The 19,516-nt window shown below is 65.4% G+C and carries 19 protein-coding genes; 15 read left to right on the forward strand and 4 right to left on the reverse strand.

Annotated features, from left to right (window positions below; genetic code table 11):
• Window positions 1-169: 169 nt before the first annotated feature.
• Both QMG52_RS20130 and QMG52_RS20135 read left to right on the forward strand, forming a co-directional pair.
• Window positions 170-850, forward strand: coding sequence for a TetR/AcrR family transcriptional regulator C-terminal domain-containing protein (locus tag QMG52_RS20130; RefSeq protein WP_283562199.1), 681 nt, complete (start codon window positions 170-172; stop codon window positions 848-850).
• Window positions 837-1,496 (forward strand): alpha-ketoglutarate-dependent dioxygenase AlkB family protein, encoded by a 660-nt coding sequence (locus QMG52_RS20135; RefSeq protein WP_283562200.1) that lies wholly within the window; start codon window positions 837-839, stop codon window positions 1,494-1,496. Before QMG52_RS20130 ends, QMG52_RS20135 begins: the two co-directional genes overlap by 14 nt.
• 24 nt (window positions 1,497-1,520) lie before the next feature.
• Here QMG52_RS20135 and QMG52_RS20140 read toward each other — a convergent pair whose 3' ends face one another.
• The gene (locus tag QMG52_RS20140; RefSeq protein WP_283562201.1) at window positions 1,521-2,648 is read right to left on the reverse strand and encodes an ADP-ribosylglycohydrolase family protein; all 1,128 of its coding nucleotides are present in this window, start codon (window positions 2,646-2,648) and stop codon (window positions 1,521-1,523) included.
• A 133-nt stretch (window positions 2,649-2,781) separates the two neighbouring features.
• Between QMG52_RS20140 and QMG52_RS20145 the strand changes: the two genes are divergently transcribed.
• The 5 genes from QMG52_RS20145 to QMG52_RS20165 all read left to right on the forward strand — a co-directional run bounded on the left by QMG52_RS20145 (window position 2,782) and on the right by QMG52_RS20165 (window position 9,467).
• Window positions 2,782-3,138, forward strand: a complete 357-nt coding sequence (locus tag QMG52_RS20145) for a YidH family protein (protein WP_283562202.1) — start codon at window positions 2,782-2,784, stop codon at window positions 3,136-3,138.
• A gap of 35 nt (window positions 3,139-3,173) precedes the next feature.
• A complete protein-coding gene (locus QMG52_RS20150) occupies window positions 3,174-3,506 on the forward strand; it encodes a DUF202 domain-containing protein (protein WP_283562203.1) in 333 nt (110 codons plus the stop codon).
• A 304-nt stretch (window positions 3,507-3,810) separates the two neighbouring features.
• On the forward strand, window positions 3,811-4,905 hold the full coding sequence (locus tag QMG52_RS20155) for an aquaporin (protein WP_283562204.1): 1,095 nt from the start codon (window positions 3,811-3,813) through the stop codon (window positions 4,903-4,905).
• 96 nt (window positions 4,906-5,001) lie between these two features.
• Complete coding sequence (locus QMG52_RS20160; RefSeq protein WP_283562205.1) at window positions 5,002-6,174, forward strand: exonuclease SbcCD subunit D; 1,173 nt, start codon at window positions 5,002-5,004, stop codon at window positions 6,172-6,174.
• Window positions 6,171-9,467: an AAA family ATPase gene (locus QMG52_RS20165; protein ID WP_283562206.1), complete on the forward strand. Its 3,297-nt coding sequence runs from the start codon at window positions 6,171-6,173 to the stop codon at window positions 9,465-9,467. The genes QMG52_RS20160 and QMG52_RS20165 overlap by 4 nt, the downstream gene beginning before the upstream one ends.
• Here QMG52_RS20165 and QMG52_RS20170 read toward each other — a convergent pair.
• Window positions 9,464-9,958 (reverse strand): hypothetical protein, encoded by a 495-nt coding sequence (locus QMG52_RS20170; RefSeq protein WP_283562207.1) that lies wholly within the window; start codon window positions 9,956-9,958, stop codon window positions 9,464-9,466. The two genes, QMG52_RS20165 and QMG52_RS20170, sit on opposite strands and share 4 nt — an antisense overlap.
• Before the next feature lie 208 nt (window positions 9,959-10,166).
• On the opposite strand from QMG52_RS20170, the gene QMG52_RS20175 reads away from it, so the two are divergent.
• Both QMG52_RS20175 and QMG52_RS20180 read left to right on the forward strand, forming a co-directional pair.
• Window positions 10,167-11,609: an MFS transporter gene (locus QMG52_RS20175; protein WP_283562208.1), complete on the forward strand. Its 1,443-nt coding sequence runs from the start codon at window positions 10,167-10,169 to the stop codon at window positions 11,607-11,609.
• A gap of 108 nt (window positions 11,610-11,717) precedes the next feature.
• Complete coding sequence (locus tag QMG52_RS20180) at window positions 11,718-11,867, forward strand: hypothetical protein (protein WP_283562209.1); 150 nt, start codon at window positions 11,718-11,720, stop codon at window positions 11,865-11,867.
• A 247-nt stretch (window positions 11,868-12,114) separates the two neighbouring features.
• Here the strand turns inward: QMG52_RS20180 and QMG52_RS20185 are convergent, their stop codons facing one another.
• On the reverse strand, window positions 12,115-12,816 hold the full coding sequence (locus QMG52_RS20185) for an IclR family transcriptional regulator (RefSeq protein ID WP_283562210.1): 702 nt from the start codon (window positions 12,814-12,816) through the stop codon (window positions 12,115-12,117).
• Between the two features lie 81 nt (window positions 12,817-12,897).
• On the opposite strand from QMG52_RS20185, the gene QMG52_RS20190 reads away from it, so the two are divergent.
• The 6 genes from QMG52_RS20190 (at window position 12,898) to QMG52_RS20215 (ending at window position 18,267) form a co-directional block, all read left to right on the forward strand.
• Complete coding sequence (locus QMG52_RS20190; protein ID WP_283562211.1) at window positions 12,898-13,479, forward strand: flavin reductase family protein; 582 nt, start codon at window positions 12,898-12,900, stop codon at window positions 13,477-13,479.
• A 187-nt stretch (window positions 13,480-13,666) separates the two neighbouring features.
• The gene (locus QMG52_RS20195; protein WP_283562212.1) at window positions 13,667-13,888 is read left to right on the forward strand and encodes a 4-hydroxyphenylacetate 3-hydroxylase N-terminal domain-containing protein; all 222 of its coding nucleotides are present in this window, start codon (window positions 13,667-13,669) and stop codon (window positions 13,886-13,888) included.
• A 95-nt stretch (window positions 13,889-13,983) separates the two neighbouring features.
• Entirely contained in the window at window positions 13,984-14,454 is a 471-nt protein-coding gene (locus QMG52_RS20200; protein ID WP_283562213.1) for a 4-hydroxyphenylacetate 3-hydroxylase C-terminal domain-containing protein, read from the forward strand.
• On the forward strand, window positions 14,426-14,674 hold the full coding sequence (locus QMG52_RS20205; protein ID WP_283562214.1) for a 4-hydroxyphenylacetate 3-hydroxylase C-terminal domain-containing protein: 249 nt from the start codon (window positions 14,426-14,428) through the stop codon (window positions 14,672-14,674). The genes QMG52_RS20200 and QMG52_RS20205 overlap by 29 nt, the downstream gene beginning before the upstream one ends.
• Before the next feature lie 194 nt (window positions 14,675-14,868).
• The gene (locus QMG52_RS20210) at window positions 14,869-16,206 is read left to right on the forward strand and encodes an MFS transporter (protein ID WP_283562215.1); all 1,338 of its coding nucleotides are present in this window, start codon (window positions 14,869-14,871) and stop codon (window positions 16,204-16,206) included.
• A gap of 1,314 nt (window positions 16,207-17,520) precedes the next feature.
• Window positions 17,521-18,267 (forward strand): hypothetical protein, encoded by a 747-nt coding sequence (locus QMG52_RS20215; protein WP_283562216.1) that lies wholly within the window; start codon window positions 17,521-17,523, stop codon window positions 18,265-18,267.
• A 138-nt stretch (window positions 18,268-18,405) separates the two neighbouring features.
• Here the strand turns inward: QMG52_RS20215 and QMG52_RS20220 are convergent, their stop codons facing one another.
• Entirely contained in the window at window positions 18,406-19,071 is a 666-nt protein-coding gene (locus QMG52_RS20220; RefSeq protein WP_283562217.1) for a phosphoribosyltransferase, read from the reverse strand.
• Window positions 19,072-19,516: the final 445 nt, after the last annotated feature.

Below are 19,516 nucleotides of genomic sequence, written 5' to 3' on the forward strand. Positions count from 1 at the left end.
TCGCTGAACGATCCCTCGGGGCGGGGGCGCCTCCTTCAAAGGAAATTATTACCGGCATCAGGATTCATCGGCTGCCACGCCGCCGAACATCAAACGGCTAAAACCACTACCGACCCATGCACCTAGTCGTGAAAGCACCGGGGGACGCCTTCCGCTCAGCCGGGAACGGGTGCTGCGTTGCGCCACCGAGATCGCCGATGAGGCGGGGATCTCGGCGCTCACCATGCGCTCGCTTGCCCAAGCACTCGGGGCCAAGCCGATGTCGCTTTACCACTACGTGGCCAACAAGGACGAGATCCTCGACAGCATCGCGGACCTCGTCTTCAGCGAGATTGCGCTGCCCTCGGCCGAGGGCAACTGGCGGACGGAAATGCATCGGCGGGCCAACAATGTCCGGCGCATATTGCACCGCCACACCTGGGCGATCGGGCTCCTGGAATCGCGGACCACACCTGGCCCTGCCGCGCTGCGGCACCATGACGCGACCCTTGGCGCCCTGCGTGCGGCCGGCTTCTCCGTGCCGATGACAGCCCACGCCTACGCCCTACTCGACAGCTACATCTACGGATTCGCCCTGCAGGAGGCCTCTCTGCCCTTCAAAGGCCCGGAGACCGTCGCCGACGTTGCCGCACCAATAGTGCAACTGTTCTCGTCTGGTGAATACCCCCACCTCGTCGAGATCGCTACCGAGCACGTCCTCCAGCCGGGCTACGACTTCGGCGACGAGTTCGAGATCGGACTCAACGTGATCCTCGATGCCCTCGCACGATGGATTCCGGACAACAGCGGCGACATTCCATCCTTTGCGGCGGCACGCAGCAGCATCGGCGGCCACCTTGTTCTCCGATGACCTGTTCGACCGGCCCGGGCGCGAACTCGGCGCCGGCGCAACCTGGGTTCCGGGATGGCTGACGCTGGAGCAGCAGCAGTGGATCGTCGCGCGCTTCCATGAGTGGGTGAAAGGACCCGTTCCGATCCGCGCCGCGAAGGTCCGCGGCAACGAGATGAGTGTCAAAACCGTCTGCCTCGGCTGGCACTGGCGCCCCTATGCCTACTCCCGGGAAGCCGTCGATGTGAACGGCAACAGGGTCCTCCCCTTCCCCGACTGGATGGTCCGCCTCGGACGAAAGGCTGTCGTCGAGACCACGGGTGACCCGCACGCCGGCGATGACTACACCCCCGACACGGCCCTCGTGAACTACTACGACGGCGCCGCCCGCATGGGCATGCATCAGGACAAGGATGAGCAATCCCTCGCTCCCGTCGTGTCGCTGTCCGTCGGCGACACCTGCCGGTTCCGGTTCGGCAACACCGAGAACCGGAATCGGCCCTTCGAGGAGATCGAGCTCGCTTCCGGCGACCTCTTCGTCTTCGGCGGTCCCTCCCGCCTCGCCTACCACGGCGTCACCAAGGTCCTCCCAGGCACCGCCCCGGAGGGGTGCGGACTGCGGACCGGGCGCATCAACATCACCCTGCGCGTCACCGGCATGACCTGAGCGTCGGCGTCGCCCGCGGTAAAGTCAGTCTCGGGATCCCGTGACCTTCAGCAGTTGCTGGGCCATAGCGCGGATCAGCCCGGGTGCTTCGGAAAGCGTCAGCCAGGCCTGCGGCAGGCAGTCCTCGCCGTAAAAGGCGCCCAGAATATTCCCGGCGACCGATCCCGTGGAGTCGCTGTTGCCGTCGTGGTTGACGGCCACCCGCATGGCGTTCAGGAAATGCTCGACCGGCGACGACGAGACCTCCTCCGTGACCAGCACGGCATAGAGGGCGATGGCCAGCGCCTGGTCGGCAGCCCCGCTGCCCAGCGCCTGGTCGGCGGCCCCGCTGCCCAGAGCCAATGTGAGTGCCTCGGGCCCCAGCACGGCAGCCGGTGACGGCTGTCCGGCGGATAGTTCCAAGGCCGTATCCAGCCGCCCCAGCAACCGTGCGTCCGCTGCCGGCTCGGCACCGGACCGGTCCCGCATGGAGAGCGCTGCGGCTTGCAGAGTGAGATTTTCGACGGCAATGCGGTGGATCAACCAACTGAACGCGGCCGCCGACTGCAGAGCAGCGGGATGCCCGTGCGTCAGAGCCGCTCCATTGGTGCTTAGGCTGTAGACGGCCTCCGCCGGAATATGGGGCACCAGGCCAAACGGGGCGGAGCGGCTGAGGGCTCCGCACCCCTCGGCGTCCGGATTGACCGGACGCGAACGGGTGCCCATCTCTCCGCCAGCCAGGCCGCTCAGGGACGCCCCGTCCGGGTGCCGGCGGTGGTGCAGCGTCTCCTGCCCGTCGATCCAGCGTGGCTGGGCGGCGGGCACATTGGCCGGCGGCGTGACTCCCTGGTTCGCCAGCCAACGCAGATATGCAAGCCAGAGGCAGGCAGTCTCATCCGCGGCCGTGCCGTCGTTGGCCCATTCGAGCGCCTCGACCAAGGCATCGACCGTGTAAAGAGTCATCTGTGTATCGTCGGAGAAGTGTACCGGCCCCGCGGCCTGCGAGAGGTCCAGCAGCCCAGCGCTACCGTAGCGGGCGCGGATGGCGGCAATGCTGTCGGAGGCGACCAAATATCCGAAGCTGTCGCCGAGGGCTCCGCCCATCAGCGAACCGCGCACACGTGAGGCGAGGCTGACGGCTGCGGCGGACGGTTCGGCGGTAGAGGAGTCCATGCTTCCAATTTAGCGCCTCTGCTTGCGGGCGGAACCCGGCGTTGGACACCGCTTCGGTCACCGCTGCGGCAGATGCCCGCGGCAAGCACAGTAAACTTGGGACAGTACCCCGCCCCATCAGAGAAGGATCACCATGCGCGAGCCCGCCTGGCGACGGACCGGCACGACCCCGGACTACAGATTTTCGCTGGCGAACGAGCGCACCTTCCTGGCCTGGATCCGCACTTCCCTGGCGCTGCTGGCGGGATCGGTGGCGATCGATCAGCTGGCCCCGCAGTTCGCGCCCGGGGCCGTCCGAGCGGTGCTCTGCGTGGTGCTGGCCGCGTTTGGCGCCATGCTGGCTGTGGTCAGCTACCGGCGCTGGGGTCACCAGGAACAAGCGATGCGCAACCAGCAGGAACTGCCGCATTCCTGGATGCTGCTGGCCATGACGCTGGGCGTTTCGCTCGCCGCGTTGGTCTTCGCCGTGCTGATTCTGATCCGGCCGTAACGGTGCGGGGACAGCCGTCAACTCGTGATCCGGGGTTGCAGCCCGAGCGCACGTCCTTGGCCTGGCGGCGCACCGTGCTCACCATGGTGGTGGTGGACCTGTTCATCTGGCGTGGCTGGCTGGCGTCCTTGGAGGCCGACGGCGGCGCCGCAGGTCTGTCCGGGCGTCCACTCGGCTTGGGGCTGTGTGCCGCGACGGCCGCGGCGACGACGGCGGTTCTCATCATCTGTGCGCTGCTGCGCCTGCACGAGCTGCACGGCCAGGCTCCCGGGACCCACGCCGCTCCCGCAGACGGGGTGCTGCGCGCGGCCGCGGGTTCCGTCGTCGCCCTTGGCGCCGCCGCTATTGTTGCCATCTTTTTGATCTGACCCCGCCACCTTCATAATCTGACGCCATAATCCGATGCCAAAATCTGATGCCGCGGCGCTCACCCGCACGGCGGCCCCGTCGCTTCGACCTCGAACGTGACCATCGCGGAACCCGCCTTTCGCGCAGCTCCGCGGCGCCGCCGTCGTCGTCCGGAAAGGCCGCGCCGGTCGCTTCCGGTCACAGCCTTCTGCCAACTCGGTAGAGTATCTTGGGGAACATTGAGCGGGAAGCGGCCCAGCGTTCGCTGCTGGAGAACACCCGCGTCAAGCCGACCAAAACCAATTGCCAAAGGATTTTTCACTGATGACTTCACCCAGTACTGTTGCGGGCCCAGCCGCCCGGAATGCCCGGACCTCCGTGGTCAAGCGTCCAGAATCCGGCCTCGCCGCCCGGCTTTTCGCGGAGGCGCTGGGCTCCTTTCTGCTGGTCTTTGCCGGACTGGGCATTGCACTGTTCAACGGTTCCGGCAGCTCGGCTGCCGTGCCCGTGGGCATCGGTTTCGGGCTCGCCCTGATTGCCGGGCTGATCGCCTTCGGCCATGTCTCCGGGGGCCATTTCAACCCGGCCGTATCATTTGCCGCGGCGCTCGCCGGCCGGATTAAGTGGATTCATGCCCTCTGGTACGTGCTGGTGCAGGTTGCCGCCGCGACCGTCGGGACCTTGGTGCTCTTTGCACTGCTGCAGGTCCTCCCCGCGGTGTCGGGCAGCGGTGGCAAGCTGACCACCCATACTCTGTTCAACAGTCTGGCCAACGGCTTTGACGCCCATTCGCCGTCGACCGTTCCGCTGGCCGGCGCATTGCTGATCGAGGTTGTCTGCACAGCCATCTTCGTTGCCGTCGTCCTTGGTGCGACGCAGGCACGGGCCAACCGCACACTGGCCCCGATCGGCATCGGGCTGGCCTTCGCAGCCGTCATTACGGTGGCACTGCCGGTGACGAACGCCTCGATCAACCCGGCCCGTTCCACGGCCGTGGTGTTCTTCGCGGACGGCTGGGCTGCGGAGCAGCTCTGGCTGTTCTGGGTTGCCCCGCTGCTCGGTGCTGCCGTGGCCGGCCTGCTGTTCCGCGCTTTTTCCGCCACCATTGGGGTCACCGCGGCCGGCGTCTCCGGGCTGAACGTTGAGGAAGTCGGGGAATTTGAGCTTGACGAAGACGAGGTTGTTGCCGGCACGGCCGACGGCGGCGCGGATGTTGGCGCCCTCGCAAACGGTGCCGGCGGCGGACGCAGGGGACGCAGGGCTGCTGTTTTGGAGACGGACCCGGCAGTGAACGCCCCGGTTTCCGAGCTACCCGGACCGGTTCCCGCCGCCGGCGCGCCTGCGGGCACCGGCGCCACCAAGACACCCGCAACGACGGATGCGCAGGACTTCTTCGATGACAAGGGCACTGTCCAATAACCTTCCCTGCGTAATACTGCTCCACGGGGCGCGCCACGGGTGCTGCTGACGGCTACCGCTGACAAAACTGTCAGTGGTAGCCGTTAGCGTAGGAGCATGCGTTTACTTCATACATCGGACTGGCACCTGGGCAGGTCGTTTCACGGCGTCGGCATGCTCGCCGCGCAGCGGAATTTTGTGGATCAACTGCTGGAGACCGTCCGGGAGGAAAAGGTCGATATCCTGCTGCTGGCCGGTGACGTCTATGACCGCGCGCTCCCCGGTGTGGACGTGGTTAATCTGCTCGATGACGCTTTGTCCCGTCTGACGGCGGAGGGCGTGGCGGTGGTGCTGACCAGCGGAAACCACGATTCGGCCACCCGGCTGGGCTTTGCCGGCAAGGTGCTGGAGCGCGGGGGAGTCCACCTGCGCACCCGCATTGACGGGCTGGACGTCCCGGTGATGTTTGAGCTGGGCCGCGATGCTACGGGGAAGGACGCACAGCTGGCCATTTACGGGCTGCCGTTTCTGGAGCCGCGGACGGTGGCCGAGGCGCTGGGGGTGGAGCAGCCGTCGCACTTCACGGTCACGGAGGCGGCGCTGCAGCGGGTACGGACTCATCTGGCGCAGCAGAGCCGGCCAACGCACTCCGTCGTGCTGGCGCATACTTTTGCCAGCGGCGGGATCAGCTCCGACAGTGAACGCGAGCTCAGCGTGGGCGGCGTGGGGGCCGTGCCGCTGGACCTGTTCGACGGCTTTGCCTATACCGCGCTGGGGCATCTGCACGGCCGTCAGATGCTCAGCGAGACGGTCCGCTATTCCGGCTCCCCGCTGGCCTACTCTTTTTCCGAAGCGCGGCAGGACAAGGGCGGTTGGCTGCTGGAGATCGGTCCGGACGGGCTGGAATTCGTCAAACCGATTCCGTGGCCGGCCAGCAAGGAGCTCGCGGTTTTGCGCGGGGGCCTCGAGCAGCTGCTCACCGCAGGGGAGCACGCGCATGCGGAAACCGCCTACTGCCAGATCACCCTGACCGACAATGAACGGCCGGCGCACGCGATGGAGCGGCTGCGCAGCCGGTTTCCGCAGACACTGGTGCTGGCGTTTGAACCGGCCGATGCCCGGACGAAGGGACCGACCAGTTACAGCGACCGGGTGGCCACAGCCGCCAACGAGCTGGAGCTGTGCTGCGGTTTCCTGGAACACGTGCGTGGGCGCAGTACATCCGTGGAGGATAAGGCGGTCCTGCTCGGCTCCCTCGACGCCGTCCGGCTGCAGGAGGCGGGCAAATGAGAATCCACCGACTGGAAATCCAGGCCTTCGGACCCTTCGCGGAGCGGCAGATCATCGATTTTGACTCCCTCAGCGGGCAGGGACTGTTCCTGCTCAACGGCGCCACCGGGGCGGGGAAGACCAGCGTCCTGGATGCCATCTGCTACGCCCTGTACGGCTCCGTCCCGGGAGCCAGGCAAAGCGGCAAACGGCTGCGCAGCGACCATGCCGCTGAGGGGATGGAACCGCAGGTCATCTGCGAGTTCAGCGCCAGCGGGCGACATCTTGAGGTGCTGCGCAGTCCGGCTTGGGAGCGGCCCGCAAAGCGGGGTTCGGGGACGACCACGCAGCAGGCGAAGACCCAGCTGCGCGAGAAGGAAAACGGGGTCTGGGAGGAGAAATCCACCCGCAATGACGAGGCCGGTGCCGAGATCACCGGCCTGCTCGGCATGGATAAGGATCAGTTCACGAAGGTGGTGCTGCTGGCGCAGGGGGACTTCGCCGCGTTCCTGCGTTCCAAGGCCGACGACCGGCAGGAACTGCTGCAGAAGCTCTTCGGCACACAGGTCTACAAAAACCTCGAACGGCAGTTGGCGGCGGATGCCGTGGCGGCCAAGATGGCGCTGGCGGATAAGGAACAAGAACTGCAGCGGCTGGAATCCCTGGCCCGCAGCCAGGCAGAAAGCCTTCTGGGCGTGCAGGGCCGCACCCCGGACGGGCCGCCGCGGGAGGCCCCCGGGGCCGCAGACGTAGACCGCGCCGGGACGTGGTCCGGTCCGGTGGGAGTCCTGCCGGGCGCGGCGGACGGGGGCGCCGCGGATGCCGAAGCGGCGGCCGGCCGCCGGCTCTTCGACGTACTGCTCGGCCGGCTGGAACTTGCGCACGGGGCGGCCGAGGCGGCCGCCGCATCCAGCCGGTCGGACGAACAGGCCGCTGCTGCGGCGCTGGAGTTCGCCGAACAGCTGCGGACACGTCACCGGAAACTGCAGAGCGCAGAAGCTGAACGCAGCCGCCTCGCCCAAGCGGAGCCCGAATTTGTGGGTTGGCAGCAGCGCGCGCTGGCGCACCGGGAGGCGGAGGTGCTGACCGGGCAGCTGACGGGGCTGGCCCGGGCGGCATCGGTGTCCGCCACCGCCGAGGGCGCCGCGGCCCGCGCGCTTGACCGGTTGCTTGCTGACAAAACGGCGCTCCCGCTCACCGGCCTGACCGGGTACGGAGCGGGTGTGTCCGGTCCGGCTGCGGCTGGTTCGGCTGGGGTGGGCTCGGACGTGTCCGGTTTGACTGGGGCCGGGAGGGACGTGTCTGACTTGGACCTGTCCGGTTCAGCCGGGGCCGTTTCAGACGGGGTCGACCCGCGGGGTCCGAACCATTCCGTGCTGGTGGTGGCGCAAAAACGCCTGGATCGGGAGATAGCGATCGTTGAGGAGTCGCTGCCGGATGAGGACCGCCTGGCAGCCCTGCAATCCGAACTGGCGGGAACCGAAACCGCCTTGGAGAATGCCCGCGCCGCTGCGCTGACACATGCCTCGGCGTCCGCCGCCGCCACCAAGGAAAGTACCGCGCTGGCCGGGGGCCTGGAGGGATTACGGGTACTGGCCGGGGCCACCGGACAACGCAGTCTCGCCGTTAACGCTGCAACCGAACTGTTGGCTGTCATCCGCGCTCATCGGACGGCGGAGCAGCAGGTGGCCCGCTGCGGGCAGGAACATCATGACGCGCAGCTGGTCTTCCTGACGGCCAAGGAACATTGGCTGGAGCTGTTGAAGCGCCGGTTGGAGCTGGCGGCGGGCGAGCTTGCGGCGAAGCTGGTGGAGGGGAAACCGTGTCCTGTCTGCGGCAGCGAGCTTCATCCGTGCCCCTCGGAGCTTGCCACCACCGGGCTGCAGGCCGTTGAGGAGGAGGAACAGGCCAAGCTGCACCGTGACGAAACGGAGCTTGCCTCGGCCGCGGCTGTGCAGAAACTCAACGAGGCCCGGCAGCACCTTGCCGGGCTGGCAGCCAAGGGTGGAGCGGCCGACGAGGCGGCGACGGAACGGGACGCTGCGGCCGCCGGCCGAGCCTTGACCGAGGCGAAAAACGGCGCGGTTGCGCTCAAAAATCAGGAGCGGCAGCTGGAAATTCTCGGCGTTCAAATCCGGGAGCAGGACGGACTCTGCGCGTCTGCACGGGAACGGGCAGCCGGTCTTGCCGCTTCGCAGCTGGCCATGCATCGGGACGTGAATCGGCTCGACGCAAAGCTGGCAGCATCCCGGGAAGGCTTCGGCTCCCTGGCGGCCAAGCTGTCCGAGCTGCGCCGGGTCGCTCTGCTGCTGGTCCGGGCCAGCACCGCGGTACAGGCCAGCGACAGCGCTAAAGCCGCTTTCGGCTCCGCGCAGGAAGCGCTGGAACTTGCCCTGCCGGCCACACGCTTTGTGGACGCCGGATCTGCCCGCAAGGCCTTGCTGGGCGCAGACGAGGCCTCGGCCTTGCTGGAGCGGATCCGCAGCCACCAAGAAGACCTGGTCCGATGCGCCGCTTCCTTCGAGGCGGAAGACGTCATGACGGCAGCGGATGAGGCCGACGCCGGCATGGCAGTTCCGAACGACGCGCGGCTGGGGCAGCTGCATGCCCTGGCCCGGACCGCCGCCGAAACAGCGGGCGAGGCGGTGCTCCGTCGCGGGCTGGCGTCCCAGGCCCTCGACGCTGTCCGCGCCGCGGCGCAGCAACATGCGGAGCTCGATGAGGTGGTGGAACCGCTGCGCGGGCACGCCGACCGCGTGGGCAGCCTTGCCGACACGGTCCGCGGGCTGGGGGATAACACGTATAAAATGCCGCTGAACAGCTACGTCCTGGCCGCGCGGCTGGAACAGGTGGCCGCGGCCGCCTCAGGGCGTCTGCGCACCATGAGCGATGGCCGCTACACCCTCAGCTACAGCGACGCCCTGGCCGGCGGCAATCAAAAATCCGGGCTGGGGCTGCAGGTGGTGGATGAATGGACGGGGCAGTCCAGGGAGACGGCCACGCTCTCCGGCGGTGAGTCATTTATGGCCTCTCTTGCCTTGGCGCTCGGTCTGGCTGATGTGGTGCAGCAGGAAGCGGGTGGGGTGGATATTGAGACGCTCTTCGTCGATGAAGGGTTCGGCTCGCTGGACGAGCAGTCGCTGGAGCAGGTCATGGACGCGCTGGAGGGACTGCGGGCCGGGGGACGCGTCGTCGGGCTGGTCAGCCATGTGGCGGAGATGAAGCTCCGCATTCCGGCGCAGCTGCACGTGCACAAGGGCCGGACCGGGTCCACGGTTTCCGTGCTCGACGGCGCGGCCATGGCGAACTCTTAGCGCAGAATTTCGACCAACAGCACCCAGGCGGTGATGACAGAACCGATGAAGACCAGGATTGTGCCGGCAGCAATCCAGTAGACACCATCCGGATTAGAGCCGGTCAGCAAAATTCCACCGACGAGGAACGGAGCGATTTGGTCGGGCCCGAACGCTGCCTTGGTGAGGCTCTGACCCAGCGGAATTTCCGCCCGAAGAAAGGTGAATTTCCGGCCGGCGTCAAGGTAAAGCGCCATAGCACCGGCAGCGAATAGCACCGTCTCGAGACCGAGCATGAGATCGGATTGGCCGGGGATGAGCGAGGCAGCCGAGACCACGACGATGAGGACGAGTGATCCGATGGTCGCGGCTCCGCGCGAGGGCATGGAAGGGATGGCGATGATTTTGGCGATGTTTACCGACATCGCAACAATAATGAGTCCGGCCAGCGCCGCTGCGGCTCCTGCGGTTGCGAGGAAGAACTCATGCCATTTGGAGTTCAAATATGTCACGTCAGCCGTTCCTCTCGAGCCGCGAAATGATGTAACCGCATAATAGCCGGGCGATTTTTTCCGTGCAAACACATTGTCAAGGTCTCCGCACGGTCAGGGTCTCTTCACGGTCACCCTGGATGGCCACGTGCGGATAGAATTACCGGTGAATCCGGGTTGCGCGCATCGGGAGGGGGGACGATGCGCATAGTTTGAGGCGACCGGAAAAATGACTACCCCTCTTCCCTCTCGGCCGGAAACGGCCGACCACCGCTCTGAGCCGGCGTTTACCGCCCCCGTTCCTCGCCCTGCCGTGGCCGGCGCGGCCGCACCCGGTACTGCTGCCTCCGGCGGAATCTCCGCTGCTGGCGGTCCGCCCGGATCACGTCGCGGTCTGCTGGGCCGTTATGCCTCCCTGCCGCGTCTGGCAGGGCCAGGATTCATCCCCCTTGGTCTGTTCGCCCGTGTCCCGCTGGCCATGCTCACCGTAGGCGTCCTGACCCTGGTCACCAGCGTCAGCCACTCGTACGCCATCGGCGGACTCGCGGCCGGCGCGGTCGGAATCGGCTCCGCGGCCGGTGCACCCGTCCTCGGTTTCCTGGCCGACAAATTCGGTCAGCGGCATGTTCTGCTCAGCGCCGCCGTACTGAACGCGCTGACCCTTGCCGCCGTCGTCGTACTTACCTACAGGGCCGATGGCTTTGCGTCGCCGGCCGTCGCAATGGTGCTCGGGGCCGCCCTCCTTAGCGGCGCCACCTCGCCGCAGGTTGGGCCATTGGCGCGGGTGCGCTGGATGTCGCTGAGCGTCCGGCTGCCGGCGGGGCAGCGGGATGCGGCCGTGGAGACCGCGCTGTCCTACGAAAGCACGGCCGACGAGCTGACCTTCGCGCTGGGCCCGGCGCTGGTCGGAATCCTGGCCTCGCTCGTGGCACCGTGGCTTCCGCTGGTGCTGGCGGCCGTGATGACGTTGCTTCTCGTCTCACTCTTTGCCGTCCACCCCACCGAGGCCACCGTCCTCCGGCATCGGAAGGCCGAACCCGGGCCGGGCGCCGAAACGGCTGAGCCGGTCAGCCTGCGGCGGCTGGCCGTTCCCGTGCTCGGGATGGTCTGCATGGGGACCTTTTTTGGCGGCGCTCAGACCGGGCTGATCGCCTTCACCGGAAGCTTCAGCGCGTCCGAGCTGGCAGGACTGCTGTACGCGGTGATGGGGCTCAGCTCGGCCGTCGCGGCGCTCTCGGTGGCTTACTGGCCCGCGAGGTTCAGTCACCCGCGGCGCTGGGTGACCGTGGCAGCGCTGATGACGGTTCTCTCCCCGCTGCTGTTGCTTCCTGCATCCGTCCCCGCAATGATTGCCGTGCTGTTGGTCCTCGGCATACCGGTGGGGCCGGCCATGGTGACCATTTTCAGCGTTGGCGGGCTGCTGGCCCCCAGACGTTGGCTGGGCACCATCATGACCGCGCTGGCCAGCGGCATCGTTGCCGGCTCCGCCCTTGGCTCCGCACTGGCCGGCAGCGTCGCGCAATCCTCCGGGTATGCCGCGGCATTCCTGGTGTCCCTGGCCGCCGCGGCCGGCCTCTTTATTCTGGGCATCATTGCGGCGATGATGATGCGCGGGCGGACAGTGGCGGCGGGCGTCGTGAAAACCGAGCCCGAGCGACTTAACGAGCCGTGAGGTCATCCGAATCTTCCCTGTCCGTCTGCAACTCTGCTTCCGGATCAGGCACCCCCGTGCGCAATGTGCGGCGGTGAGTTCCCACCGCTACTGCGAGTGCGCCCAACGATGAGAATCGTTGCGACTGCGAACGTCATCCGCATTCCGGTGGCAACGGCAGCGGGAGGGGCCGTTTTGATGTCCATCGTCGCGGATCCGAGCGCGAACAAGGCGCCCATCACGGATGCACCCGTCGTCTTCAACGCCGCGATAAGGTAGGTCCAAAACAACACCAGATCGTTGTCACGCGCAGAGCTTGGTCTCCAGCAGTGGACCTGCCATGACCGCCTCCCCTTAGGACCAGTCGTCGTGCGAACCGCCACCCAGACACACGCTGGCAGTTGACCTGTTGTGAGTATCAATCGATCCTTCCCGCCATTGCGTGTACGACCGCAACGCAAAAGAACCGCCGACTGGGATCTGGCGTCCCAGGTGCGGACCCCCAACTGACACATTGCGCGCGTTTTCAGCCGAGCTGCGCCTGGATGCGCTGCGCGCCCGCGGCCAGTCTTGTCCCTATCATCTCCGGCTGTTGAGTAGTCCGGATATAGACGACGGCCAGGGCGGCCGGGCGGTGGCCGGGAACCAGGATCGGGGAAGCCACCGAGGACACGCCGCTGATGACCTCATCATGGCTGACGGCGTAACCGAGGTCATGCGCAGCGGCGGCCTCGGCGCGGTAGGGTTGGTCCGGGACGAGTTCGCGCCAGCGCTGTGGAGTCAGTGCGGAGGCGATGGCGATTCCCGGCGCTCCGAGTGCCAGTGGATGGCGCGTTCCCGGACGCTGCGCCAGAGCCGCGCCCGACTGCCGGGGCTCCACGGTCACCAGGGTGACGCAGTCCTCCCCATCCCAGATCCCGACAAAAGCCGTCATATTCAGCTCTTCGGCCAGCGCGGTGAGCTCGGGCAGCGCGGCCGTCTGCAGATCGCGGGAAACACTGCGGGCCAGCACTGCCAGGCCCGCCCCCGGAAGCAGACGGCCGCCGTCGTCGCGCACCACCAATGAATGATCCTCCAACGTGCGCAGAATGCGGTAGGCGATTGACCGATGTACGCCGAGCTCCGCGGACAGCTCGGCAATGGACAGCGGCGCTGATGCTGCCGCCAGAATTTCCAGCGCGCGGACGCCGCGCGAAAGTGTCTGGGAATGGCTGGGGGAGTCGGCCACGGTTTTCCTTTCTAGGACCGGGGTTCTTGTGCCCTGGCTCACACTCGGATACAATTCAATAGTAGAGCAAACAGTTCAATTATGGAACGTGAGTCCGCCGAGGAACCGATGATGACAGCGAAGGCAGAGGGAAAGGGGCCCGATCCCGTTTCCCTTTCGACAGGGCGCCGCAGTGCTCTCACGCCCCGGGCACACCATTTTCGCGGCAGCCTGGGCCGCTTTGCCACGGGGGTGGCCATCGTGACCTTTGATGGCGTCACCAAGCGGCACGGGATTACGGTCAATTCCTTCACCTCCGTCTCCATGGAGCCGCCTCTGGTGCTGGTGAGCATTGCGCGGAGCACCAAGGCGCACGATGAACTCGCGGGCCGGCCGTTCACGGTGAATATTCTCGGTGCCGAACAGCGCATGCTGGCGATGCATTTTGCCGGCCGGCCCGGACCCGATCCGGTCTGGGTTGAAGGTGGATCCGCACCGAGGCTCTCTCACGTGCTGGCCTATTTCGAATGCCAGCCGTGGGCGGCCTACGACGGCGGAGACCACACGCTGTATCTGGGCGAAGTCACGGATTTCGACTACCGGAGCGGGGATGCGCTGGCGTTCGCCAATAGCAGCTTCACTACCATTCCGGAGAGCCAGCTGGGCGTGGAGGACCTCCTCTAGCCGCCTTGGCCGGGCCGACGGCGGGCATGCACCCGCATGTGGTGATCGATGGCGAGGTGGTCTCGGAGAACATCGCCGAGCACCCTGCCGGAATGTGGTCCGCACCTACGCCAAGCTATTCGACATGCAGCATGATGCCGCATACCAGGACGCGTTGACCTAGACCTCGCCCACCACCGGAGACAGGGTGAGCGCCTCGTTCCTGGTCCCGCGGACCCCGGAGGACCTTCGGCGCCGCCGCGCCGCCATCCGGACTTGGGCGGAATATTCCAATGGGTTCCTGGGGCGCACCGGTGACTACATGAACAGCTCCCTGACCGCGCTGAGCGCAGCGGAGAAGTGGTTCTCCCAAGCGGACCCGATGTACGGGGAGAACATCCGCAAATACTACGAGCACTGCCGGGATTGACCTGCTCGCCACGCACACCCTGATCCCTCCGCAAGTGAACCGCTCGGTCTCCGGCAGCGAGCAGCTCGGCGGCCAGCGCCAGCCGCTTCGAGGAGATGGACGCCGTCGTCGTATTTCACGACGTTTTTGTGCCCAACGAACGCATTTTTATGCTCGGTCACCCGGAACTGTGCAACGGCTTCTGCTCCGAGACCGGTGCGGGCGCGCTGATGACCCACCAAGTGGTCACCCGCACCATCGCCAAGAGTGAATTCTTCCCGGGCCTGGCCGGTGAGCTGGCCGCGTCCATCGGCATTGACGGCTTCCAGCACATTGAGGAGGATCTGGCCGAGCTGATCCAGACGGTGGAGATCGGCAAGGCCCTGATGACGGCGTCCGAGGCGGAGCCGGACATGACGGACGATGGCGTGCTGTTGCCGAAGTGGACGACGCTCAACGCCGCGCGTAACTGGTACCCGAAGGTCGCGCAGCGCTTCCCCGGCGATTATCCGCAAGTTCTCCGCCAGCGGGTTGATGGCGCTGCCAGGGGAGGCCGATGTGAACAGTTCCGCGCTGCCGGACATTGAGCTGTTCCTGCAGGCCAAGACACTGACCGGACCCGAGCGCGTGCGGTTGTTCAAGCTGGCCTACGACGCGAGCATTTCCTCCTCCTTTTCCGGACGCCAGGCACTGTACGAATACTTTTTCTTCGGCGATCCGGTGCGGATGGCCGGTGCTCTCGTCAACTGCTACGACCGCGAGCCCGTCCGCGCCCGGGTGCGCAGTCTTCTGCAGCGCGAGGACTAAGCCCATCGGCCCGGCCCGGCACCGGACCGGCACGCGGCCGCCACCCGGCCCGCCGCCGTCGTCGCCTGTGGTCCGCGTGTCACATGTGCTCCGCATCACAATAGGATGGTAGGTTTCTTACCAACTGAACGATCTGTCGGTAATTCATCGCTCGCACCATTGAATTCGCTCGAACCACGAATTTGGGAGGAAAAATGTCCAGTACAGCAACCGAGGGTGTTCAAGGGGGCCCGCGGCTGAAAATGTCCGGCGAGGACCGCAAGGTGGTGGCCGCCACGATGGTGGGGACCACCATAGAGTGGTACGACTTCTTTATTTACGCCCAGGCGGCCGGGCTGATTTTTGCCCAGCTGTACTTTAGTCCGCTCGGCTCCACCGGGGCGCAGCTGGCTTCGTGGGCATCGCTGGGCATCAGTTTCCTCTTCCGGCCCCTCGGCGCGGTCGTTGCCGGCCACCTCGGGGACCGCGTGGGCCGCAAGGCCATGCTGGTGCTGACGCTGCTGATGATGGGAGGGGCGACGGCGTTGATTGGTCTGCTGCCGACCTATGCCGCCATTGGCATCGGGGCGCCCATTCTGCTGATCCTGCTGCGCATTATTCAGGGCTTTTCCGCGGGGGGCGAATGGGGCGGGGCCGCGCTGATGTCCGTGGAACATGCGCCCCTAAGCCGCCGCGGTCTGTTCGGCGCGTATCCGCAGATTGGTGTGCCGGTCGGACTGATCCTCGCATCGCTGGTGATATTCGTGCTGCGGGCGGCGCTGGGAACGGAGGCATTCCTGGCCTGGGGCTGGCGGGTGCCGTTCCTGCTCTCTCTTGTGCTGATTGTGATCGGCTACGTAATTCGTCGGGCCGTCGCGGAAAGCCCGGTGTTTGTGGAAATGGCACAGCGGAAGAAGGAGTCTTCGGCGCCCCTGGGCGTGCTGTTCCGCAGCCATAAGCGCAATGTCATCCTCACTGCCGTAATCTTCATCGGCAACAATGCCGCCGGGTATATGGTCATCGCCTTCTTCTCCTCCTATGCCACCAAGACGCTGAAAATGGATACTGCGCAGGTCCTGCTGGCCATTGTCGTGGCGTCCGTGGGCTGGCTGACGTTCACCCTGTACGGGGGCGCCCTTTCGGACCGGATCGGCCGGGTACGTACCTTCCAGATCGGATACGCCTGGATCTTTGTCTGGATGGTCCCGATGTTTCTGCTGATCGATACCGCGAACATCTGGATCTTCGGTGCCGCGGTGTTCGTGCTGACCGTTGGATTGGGACTCTCCTATGGGCCGATGTCCGCCATGTACGCGGAAATGTTCCCGGCCAATGTGCGCTACTCCGGCGTTTCCATCGGGTACGCCTTGGGCGCCATTCTCGGCGGTGCTTTCGCTCCGCTGATCGGTGATGCCCTGATGGGTGCGTTCCACTGGTCTCCGTCTGTCGGGATCTACATCATGGTCCTCTGCGCCATTTCCTTCATCGGGGCCACCATGGTCAAGGAGACCCGCGGTACTCCGCTCGGCGTGGCGGGTGGGAAGCTGAAGTAGCCGTGGCCCTGCAGCTACTGAACCCTGCTGCGCCGTCGGTCCAGCGGGCGGTCCCAAATTTCCTGCCGAGTCGTCCCGAGTTGGGGATAGTCAGCTCATCGAAAGTGTGATAAAAGGTGATCTCACCGCCGAACGGATGATATCCAAACGTGCCGGCCCGTCAGCGGAGACCCAGGAAGGATTGTCCTAAGGAATAGGCGTTGCACCGGGTCCGGTAGCCCGGCAATCTCCTCGCTGGTGAAGATCGCGCCACTAGGGACGTCTTTGAGCCGCAGTTCCCACTCGGACAAACTCTTTGGTTCGCGCTGATCCGAGCTCATGACGATTCGCCTACGATGGCGTCAGGATTCGGTCTCATCGTGTGAAGCAGTCGCCGGAGTACGACGAGTGTAGTGGCTGCAATGAAACTGATGGGAATCATCACCGACCAGCTCGGGACATCACCTCTAACCTGCGCCACGAAAGGCGTGCGGAGAATTGGCAGGCAGATGAAGCCAAGGAAGACCAACGATCCTACGGCGGTGCCGTAGCCGACCCGGTCGCGACGAAGCAGTAGCACGCCGCTGGCGCAGACGGCGGGAAGAAAGAGTGCGAGGTCGAGCACGTGTACGGGGTTGGTCGGGACCTCCCAGGTGGTTGCGCTGGTTGACGGTTGACCGGCCAGCACGTCTGGGCCGATCTCGCTCAACCACAAAACGGTGGGCAAGACCGCCGCCGCAATCAGGAACCACCCCGGCAGACGCACTGCCGCGCCAGCGAAAACATGCCCTCATGCCTGGCGTGTTCAGCGAAGCCAAACTACCGGCCACGGTGTACACCGATAGGCCGAGTAATGCCACCCAGACAAAGGGACAGCGGCTATTTGCGAACCGGCCATGCAGCCCCTACCAGGTTCCTGCCCCGAGGAACACGACCCCGGTGAACAATTCGAGACCGATCAGAGTTTCGTTCGCCCCGGGGACCGCGGTTGCGATGATCGGATCCGCTTCGCAGCCGCGAGTGCCCGCGTTGTCCACGTACTGAGTATGGTTGACCTCCCCACAAACTTCCACGGCTCGACGCCAAAACACGACGACCGCGGACGGCAATAGCCGAGGTCATTTCCGCTTTAGTGCTTCAGGGTGCACGCGAGCTGTGGGGCCGCCCACTTGGGAGTTCTTGAACAATATGACGGACTGTGCAGAGGGAAAAGCGCCAGGCCAAGGGCCGCGGGAGACGGTGGCGCACGTGGTTGCGGCGCCGTTCCTCACTCCCTTTGACACGGGGGATTGCAGGTGGGATGCTCGCCTTGCCGGGTGATGAGGAACGGCCCGCGTGAAAGCGACTGTTGAGCGAAAGGTGACGGATATGGATGCGCCGGAGCAACTAAAGCCTGCAAAACCCAAGAACCGCTCGTGGTGGATCAGCACGAACCACATTGTCCACTGCTATGCGAATCCGGCGGCCGACTGCGTTGTTACGTCACTGTGGGGGACCGCTGAGCAGGCGGCGACATCTTTTCACGATGCCGAGCTGGTGAGGGCGACGGGTGACATCAATGCCATCCTGACGAGGGTTGAGGAGAAAAAGGCTCAGGGCCGGAGCCTGTCCTTTATCGTGGTCGGCAACAGGCCGTTCCTGGTCTGGACAACACCGAGTGCGACAGGTCCCGATGAACCCGGGGCGATTGGTCCCCACGACGAATTTCAGACACTTATAAAGGCACTCGGACTGAAGGCGGACTTGGCTGCCAAACCGCATAAGCGCTCCTGGATACTCGGCCCGATCACGCACAAGATTTATTGCTTTGCGAGCCCGGCCGGTGACTGCCTTGTTCATGGATTATGGGAATCAGCAGGTGGGGCGGCGACATCTTTCCACGATGCCGAGCTGGTCAGGGCGACAGGCGACATCAACAGCATCCTGACAGGGATCAATGCGAAAGCGGGCCGGGGCAAGGACCTGTCCCTGATCGTGGTTGAAGATAGGCCCTTTTTGGTCTGGACCGAACCCGGCGCAGTTGGTTCTCATGATGATCCCGACGCCATCGAAAAGGCACTGGGGCTGAAAGGGCAGAGGTAGGCACCGGATACCTCTGCCCGGGTCGTGCAGTCTGTGCGACGGATTCGAAGGCGCGGTGAAAGCCGGTCTGATGCAAAGTTCTGGGCCGGAGCCGGCGGCTTGCTCATCACTTGCACAATCGGCCGCCAGGCAACGAATTCAACAGCCGCCGGGACTCCTCGGACCCTGTAACCGGGCCACCTCCGCGTCGCTGACCTGTTCGAAGTCCAGGTAGGCATTGCCGACGGCGCGGAAATTGCCAGGGATGCGCAGACAGATCACCGAATCCGCCGCTCCGGCGACGGTCTTGTATGCTTCCAAGGAGCCGACGGGTACGGCGGCGACGACGGCGGCAGGGCCTCCACGGCGGACTGCCTCCACTGCCGCAAGCATGGTGAAACCGGTGGCAACACCGTCATCGGTCAGGATGACAGTCATGCCCGCAAGATCGGTATCCGGGAGACCGTAGTCCGCAACCCGCCGCAGCAGCTCAGCGCGCTCGCGGTCTTCCACTTGATTCAGGTCTGCTCGGGTGATCCCACTATGAAGCAGCCGGTCCACGAATGGCGGATTGATCACGCGCACGATGTCACCTCGGCAGATGGCCAAGGCGCCGAAGGCGGTCTCGGGCTGACCGGGAACGCCGAGCTTTCGGACAATCAGAGCCCCGGATGGAATGCCGAGCTCAGCGCCGACCGCCACAGCAACGGGAACACCGCCGCGCGCCAGCCCAAGCGATATCGCCTCCGGACGGTTCCTGAACTGCGGCAGGGCCGCTGCCAGACACCGTCCGGCTTCCGCTCGGTTGGTATAGCGTCGCATCATGGTGCTTTCCCGGCCTCCGCGACCAGACTACTCCGCTTCCGCGACGCCATTGGGGTGAGCCGGATCGCCATAGGCCCCGCCGGTGCGCTGTCATACGATCGACGTATGACAGCGCGCCGTTTTGTCCAGGCTGACGTTTTGACCCGCATTCCATTTCGGGCAACGCGGTCGCCGTCGTGTTTGACGCCGACTCGCCTTTTCCGCCTTCATTGATCAGCAGAATGGGGCCGCCTGGGTGGGGCGGCAACACGGCGACGTGCATTAGCGGCGAGGTGTCCAGCTCACGGGTTCGACGGCGAATTTGTCGCTCCCCCTCTGCGTCAAGCTGGTTGTGAGCCACCCGGTTCTTTCATATTGATTGAAGGAGACAGCCATGACAGTTGCTATCCAGGGGTATACCCGTGAGGAGATCCGTCAGTTCGTGCACGAGTACTATCTGCAGCCG

Origin of the sequence: Paenarthrobacter sp. PH39-S1 (assembly GCF_030063245.1) — a bacterium.
GTDB lineage: Bacteria > Actinomycetota > Actinomycetes > Actinomycetales > Micrococcaceae > Arthrobacter_M.